This window comes from Aquibacillus albus, from assembly GCF_016908325.1.
In the GTDB taxonomy this organism is placed as follows: Bacteria; Bacillota; Bacilli; order Bacillales; family Amphibacillaceae; genus Aquibacillus_A; species Aquibacillus_A albus.
Genome location: NZ_JAFBDR010000007.1, coordinates 166,401 through 172,914 on the forward strand (window position 1 = coordinate 166,401; position 6,514 = coordinate 172,914).

5 protein-coding genes are annotated in these 6,514 nt (G+C 37.4%); 1 reads left to right on the forward strand and 4 read right to left on the reverse strand.

Going from position 1 to position 6,514, the window contains the following annotated elements:
• Positions 1 to 102 precede the first annotated feature (102 nt).
• On the reverse strand, positions 103 to 1,218 hold the full coding sequence (locus tag JOC48_RS08460; protein ID WP_204498712.1) for an NAD(P)/FAD-dependent oxidoreductase: 1,116 nt from the start codon (positions 1,216 to 1,218) through the stop codon (positions 103 to 105).
• A 210-nt stretch (positions 1,219 to 1,428) separates the two neighbouring features.
• On the opposite strand from JOC48_RS08460, the gene JOC48_RS08465 reads away from it, so the two are divergent.
• The gene (locus JOC48_RS08465) at positions 1,429 to 2,691 is read left to right on the forward strand and encodes a CYP152 family fatty-acid peroxygenase CypC (protein WP_204498713.1); all 1,263 of its coding nucleotides are present in this window, start codon (positions 1,429 to 1,431) and stop codon (positions 2,689 to 2,691) included.
• A gap of 16 nt (positions 2,692 to 2,707) precedes the next feature.
• On the opposite strand, the gene JOC48_RS08470 is transcribed toward JOC48_RS08465, so the two are convergent.
• The 3 genes from JOC48_RS08470 to JOC48_RS08480 form a co-directional block, all read right to left on the reverse strand.
• Complete coding sequence (locus tag JOC48_RS08470) at positions 2,708 to 3,394, reverse strand: ABC transporter ATP-binding protein (protein WP_204498714.1); 687 nt, start codon at positions 3,392 to 3,394, stop codon at positions 2,708 to 2,710.
• Entirely contained in the window at positions 3,395 to 5,038 is a 1,644-nt protein-coding gene (locus tag JOC48_RS08475) for an ABC transporter permease (protein ID WP_239584258.1), read from the reverse strand.
• A 92-nt stretch (positions 5,039 to 5,130) separates the two neighbouring features.
• Positions 5,131 to 6,267, reverse strand: a complete 1,137-nt coding sequence (locus JOC48_RS08480; RefSeq protein WP_204498715.1) for a Fe(3+) ABC transporter substrate-binding protein — start codon at positions 6,265 to 6,267, stop codon at positions 5,131 to 5,133.
• Between the last annotated feature and the right edge of the window lie 247 nt (positions 6,268 to 6,514).

Sequence of the window (6,514 nt, forward strand, 5' to 3'; positions counted from 1 at the left end):
CCTGGTTCATTTTACCTCTGACATATCTTATGCCTAGGGGCTGTGACCAGTGACAGGAAATCCGATATTGATTTTTAATAGAACAATCACCAAAAATAACCTCTAGCCAAGTGCATGGTTCGTATGATAATTGTTTAAATCCAATGTTGTTGGAAACTGTAGTGCAGATCTAGCAAGCTCCAACCCGAGAAAGGGTCCGCTTGTTAACCCCGAAGCTCCAAGTCCATTTGCAACAATGAGTCCTTCCAAGTTTGGAATACGACCAACAATTGGTAAATATCCTGGTGTAAATGGCCTAAATCCAACTTTCGTTTCCACATATGTACTAGAAGCAAGACCAGGAGCTACCCTTAATGCCTTGTCGATTATTTGATGGACACCACCCATTGTTACACGGTGATCCAACCCAGCATCATCTTCCTGTGTTGCGCCAACAACAAACTTCCCTTGATCAAACGTTAACATATACTGATTATAAGGAGGCATTAGGACAGGCCAGTTACTTGTATCCGTATCAGGTATGTGCAGATGAACGATTTGGGCCTTTTGTGAATGAACTAAAAACTTTATACCACAAGGTTCTAACAGTTTTCCAGCCCATACACCTCCAGTCACAATGGTCTGATTTGCTTCAAATTTTTCTCCTTCTATTTGAACTCCCATCACCTTAGACCCCTTTACGACAAGAGACGCATCACCATGAATGAAGTTCACCCCGTTCTTTACCGCATTCCGAATCAACGCATTTCGTAAAGCAGCTCCATTAACACGGGCCCCTCCACTCACATGAACAGCACCATATTGATCGGATAAGGGCGGAAACACTTTTTTCGTTTCTTTCGGTGATAGTTTCGTAATCTCACCCATTTCAGGTGTTGATTGTCTTCGTTTCAACGCCATTTGCATTTTATGATCTAGCTTCTCTTCTGTATCAAAAATATTAATGGCTCCTACGGCTTTGTAGCCAGTTTCTTTTTCTCCACCAGCTTCTAATTCGTTTATTAACTTCGGGTAATATTTAGCTCCTTCTTTTACTAGCTGATACCACGCTTTGTTCCTTCGATTCGTCAACCAAGGACAGATTATACCAGCAGCCGCCTCTGTTGCTTGTCCGGAATCTTGGCGATCTATTAATAGCACTTCCGCTCCAAGCTTAACTAAATGATAGGCTGTCGATGCACCTAAAATCCCTGCACCAATCACAATAAACCGTTGCATATAAACACCTTTTTATACCTTCCTGAATGATACTTGACTACTTATACTATAGTATTGCACGACTTTCAATGCAAAGGATCCTTTTCTTGAATGTCCTCAGCCTGATAAAACAGATTATTTTTAAATTAGAAATAAGTGGCTCATGAATTAACTTCGTCTGGGTAAGCTATTTTACAGAAATAGAACGACAAACAAAAAGGAGACGAGACAATGTCAACAAATGAGATACCACATGATAAAAGTCTTGATAACAGTCTAACTTTATTACAAGAAGGGTATTTATTTATTAGTAATCGTATGGAACGATATAAATCAGATATCTTTGAAGCACGACTGTTAGGACAAAAAGCGATTTGCATTAGTGGAGAAGAAGCTGCTCAGTTATTTTATGACAATGAACGATTTCAACGATTCGGTGCCGCACCTAAGCGTGTTCAAAAAACGTTATTTGGGGAAAATGCCATACAATCCATGGATGACGAACCTCACATTCACCGTAAAAAACTTTTTATGTCTTTGATGACACCTTCTTATCAAAACCAATTAACGGACCGCTTAACTGATGAGTTAAATGCATCTATTAGTAAATGGGAAAATGCCGACAAAGTTATTTTATTAGGTGAATCAAAAGATATTTTAACTAAAGTTGCTTGTGATTGGGCTGGAGTGCCATTATCAGATACTGAATTAACACAAAGGGCAGACGACTTTATTACGATGGTCTATACGTTTGGTACAGTAGGACCAGATCATTGGAAAGGGCGAAGAGCACGAAATAGAGCTGAGCAATGGATAAAGGGGGTTATTGAGGATGTACGAGCTGGCAGGCTAATGGTTGAGGAAGAATCCGCGCTTTATGCTATGGCGTATCATAAACAGCTAGACGGAAAACCTTTAGATGCCCATATGGCAGCAGTCGAACTGATTAATGTATTACGACCTATTGTAGCTATTGCAACATTTATTACATACGCAGCATTAGCTTTACACGAGCATCCTGAATATAAAGAGAAGCTTCAAAATGACAACAGCAAATTTACAGAAATGTTTGTACAAGAGGTTCGTCGTTATTATCCTTTTGGTCCGTTTGTCGGCGCAAGGGTACGTAAAGATTTTCATTGGAAAAATTGTGAGTTCAAAACAGGCAGGCTCGTCTTGCTTGATATATATGGAATTAACCACGATGAACGGATATGGAAAAATCCTAATCAATTTCAACCGGAACGATTCAAGGATTGGAATAGTAATCCATTTACTTTTATTCCACAAGGTGGCGGTGATCCAGCCAAAGGGCATCGGTGTCCAGGTGAAGGAATCACTGTAGAAGTAATGAAAACAATACTAGATTTTCTAGTTAACAGCATTGAATATGACATTCCGAATCAAGACTTAAATTACAGTCTTTCAGAAATGCCGACAATCCCTAAAAGCGGATTTATTATGAGTAATGTAAGAAGAAAAAATAATTTGTAGAAAGTTTTTATATCACTCAGTAATGTACAAGCATATCACAAGGCTTCCCTATTTTTTCAATTTTACCTTTACGCAGAAAAATCATTCGATCTGCTAATGCTCTCGCATCATTTTGATCATGGGTAACAAAAATAGAGGTAGTCCCTGTCTTTTTTAGTATTTTTCTTAGATCTTCGCGAATTTTATATTGCAAATTAGCATCCAGGTTACTAAATGGCTCATCAAACAAAAGCAACGATGGATTAGGTGCTAAAGCCCTTGCTAACGCAACCCTTTGTTGCTGTCCACCACTTAATTCATACGGATAGCGATTCCGATATTCAGATAAATTTACTAATACCAGCATCTCATCCATTCTACTTTGCTTTTGTTGTCGAGTCATTTTTCTTAAGCCAAATTTAATATTTTTTTCCACCGTCATATGAGGAAAGAGCGCATAATCTTGGAAAACCAACCCCACCTCTCTTTTTTCTGGAGCAATAAAGTGACGATTATCAACAATTTGCTTGCCATCAATGGAAATGTTCCCAGAGAGAGGAACTTCCAACCCTGCTAGTAGTCTCAAAATCGTACTTTTTCCACTTCCACTCTCACCAAGAATAGAAATAATCTCTCCTTTCCCAATATCCAAAGAGAAATCCTTAATGGTAAGTTCATTCGCATTTTTGTACTGATAATTTAAGTTCTCTATACATACAAACATTTAGTAATTACTCTCCTTTTCTAAAACTTTATGAAAGAAAAAGATACAGATACTACTCATAAAAATAATTAACAATGATGCGGACGCTGCTTCATTCACCATTTCATCACTCGCATATCTAAATGCTTTTGTAGCTAAAGTAGAGAAATTAAAAGGTTGCAGTAGCATAGTTAGTGGTAGTTCTTTTAAGATATCTACAAAAACAAGAATGAACCCTCCAAAAATAGCACCCTTGACCATCAGGACATCTACTTGTAAAAAAGTTTTCATTGTGGATACTCCAAGCGTCCTGGAAGCTTCCGTAAATGTATTTCCAACCTTTTCAAACCCTGCTTCTATGCTGTTATATCCAACAGCTAAAAATCGAATCACATATGCGGTAATCAACATAACAATACTCGTTCGAAAGATAATAATTGGATCGATATGAAAAGTTGCAAAAATGGCATATAAAAATTTATCTAATGCTATAAAAACGGTAATCACTGAAATAGCGATAACTGCTCCAGGAATAGAGTAACCTAAAACAGTAATTTTCGAAATGAGCTTAGCAAACAATCCTTGATAGATTCTTGTATGATTGGCAATGATGACACCGACTAAAACAATGATTACCGCAGCAATGGCTGCTACCAAAAATGAGTTTTTAATAAGGGTGAGAAACTCTTTATCTACGACTTTATCATAAGTCATTGTTGCCCAAATAAGTAATTGAATAAATGGAATAAAAAATGCAAATCCAAAAACAGTTAAGCAATAGCCAAATGCCAAATAGGATTTCATCCCCTTTAACAGCTTCGGTTGAATTGGTGAAATTTTGGAAGTGGAATAGCTGTACCGCTTCCTTCCTCTTACTAACTTTTCAAGCAACAAAATGATAATCACAAGCACCATTAATGTTCCTGCAAGTTTAAATGCTGAATCAAGATCACTCATTCCCGACCATGTTTGAAAAATAGCTGTTATAAATGTTTGAATCCCAAAATACTTTACAACTCCATAATCATTGATAACCTCCAGCATAATAATGCTAACCCCACCAATGATTGCAGCTCTAGATATAGGCAAGACTACTTTGAAAAACACTCCGAAAGAACTTGCTCCGAGTAAACGAGCATTTTCGATAATGGACGCAGACTGGTTTTCTAAAAAACTTTTGGTAATTACATACATATATGGGTATAGAAACATCGTAAAAATGAAAATAGTTCCTTCCATATTCATGATGTTAAAATACTTTTGTTCTACATAAACATCAAAATTGTTGCGTAGTGTTGCTTGGATAATCCCTGTATAATCCAAGATCCCTTGATACGTGTACGCACCAATAAACGGTGGGATAGCTAGTGGTAAAACCAACCCCCATTTAAAAAAATTGCGAAAAGGAAAGGTATAAACAGTTATTATCCACGCAAGACTAATCCCTATTGCTGTCGTAAAGATTCCTGTTGCGACCATTAATAGAACTGTGTTGGAAACAATATCAAGTAACAAATATTCTTTAATATGGAACCAATTGTCGTTAGGTTCAGCAAAAAAATACCTAGCTACTAACACGCTTGGAAGCAAAATGATTACAATAAACATCGTACTAAGAAGCGCCCATATATTTAATTGATGCTTCGCCTGTTGGATTAACCTCATCATTAAACACCTAAATTCCTATCGGGGTCAGACCCCTTAACTAAAACAATTGTAACCGTACCACTTAATCGTGGTACGGCAAATTGCATTTATTACTTCCAGCCAACCTCATTGTAAATTTGGATAGCCCTTGTATTATTGGTACCAAGGATGGTTAAATCAATATCCTGCTCCTTGAACTCTCCCCATGACTGTAATAGTTCGGATGTTTCTGCATTAGGATTTACAGGATACTCATTGTTACCTTCCGCAAATACGGCTTGTGCATCTGTACCAGATAAGAATTCAATAAACCGAATTGCATTTTCTACATTTTTAGCGTGTTTTGTTACCGCAGCTCCACTAATATTCACGTGAGCACCTGTTGTTTCTTGGTTCGGGAAAAAGACACCTACTTGCTCAGCAATCTTTACATCTTCTGGATCTTCAGAGTTTGCTAGTCTTCCAACATAGTAAGTGTTAGCAATAGCAACATCACCCTCACCTGCAACAACAGCTTTCACTTGGTCTGTATCGCCACCTTGAGGATCTCTAGCCATGTTATTCACAATACCTTGGGCCCACGCTTTCGCCGCTTCTTCACCATTCAGTTCAATCAGTGATGCTAGTAGAGACTGATTGTAAATATTTTCAGATGAACGTATTAAAACTCTTCCTTGCCACTCTGGCTCTGCTAAAGCCTCATAGGTTGATAGTTCACTTGGGTCTACACGATCCAGTGAATACACAATGACACGTCCTCTTTTAGTTAAACCAAACCACTCATTATCGACATCACGTAGTTTTTCTGGGATATGATTAAACAACGTGTCACTTTCAACTGCTTGTGTTAATCTCTTTTCTTTTAGACGAGCTAAATTACCAGCATCAGCAGTGATGAATACATCTGCTTCTGTTGCTTCTCCTTCGAGATTTAGACGCTCCATTAATTCATCGCCTTCTCCTTGTACAACATTTACTTCAATTCCAGTTTGCTCAGTAAACTGCTTGTAAAGCACGTCATCTGTATCATAGTGCCTACTTGTATAAAGATTAACTACACCTTTGTCTTCGTTTTCTCCATTTTCTGTACTTTCCTCATTCGAAGTATCCGATGAACTTTCTACGTTCTCTACATCAGTTCCCTCGTCATCTCCAGCGCTTGCATCTTGACTCGAACAAGCAGCCAATGTCACAACAGCGAAAATTAGTATTAAACCTAAAATCCATGAATATTGAATTATTTTCATTTTCTTCCTCTCCTTTTATGTAAAATTTCCCTTTATTGAAAATGATTCTCATTGCCATTATCATTGATAATCATTATCAAGTCAATAGTTTTTTCAAAAAGGGGTCTGACCCAATGTCATCAAGCTAAGATACCAATATATGTAAATCGATAAAGTTATCATAAAAACATCGCAAAAATAGGTCAAAAAGCGCTTGAATTTTCCAAATCACCACAAAAATCGACTTGAATACCTTTTTTGGTATATC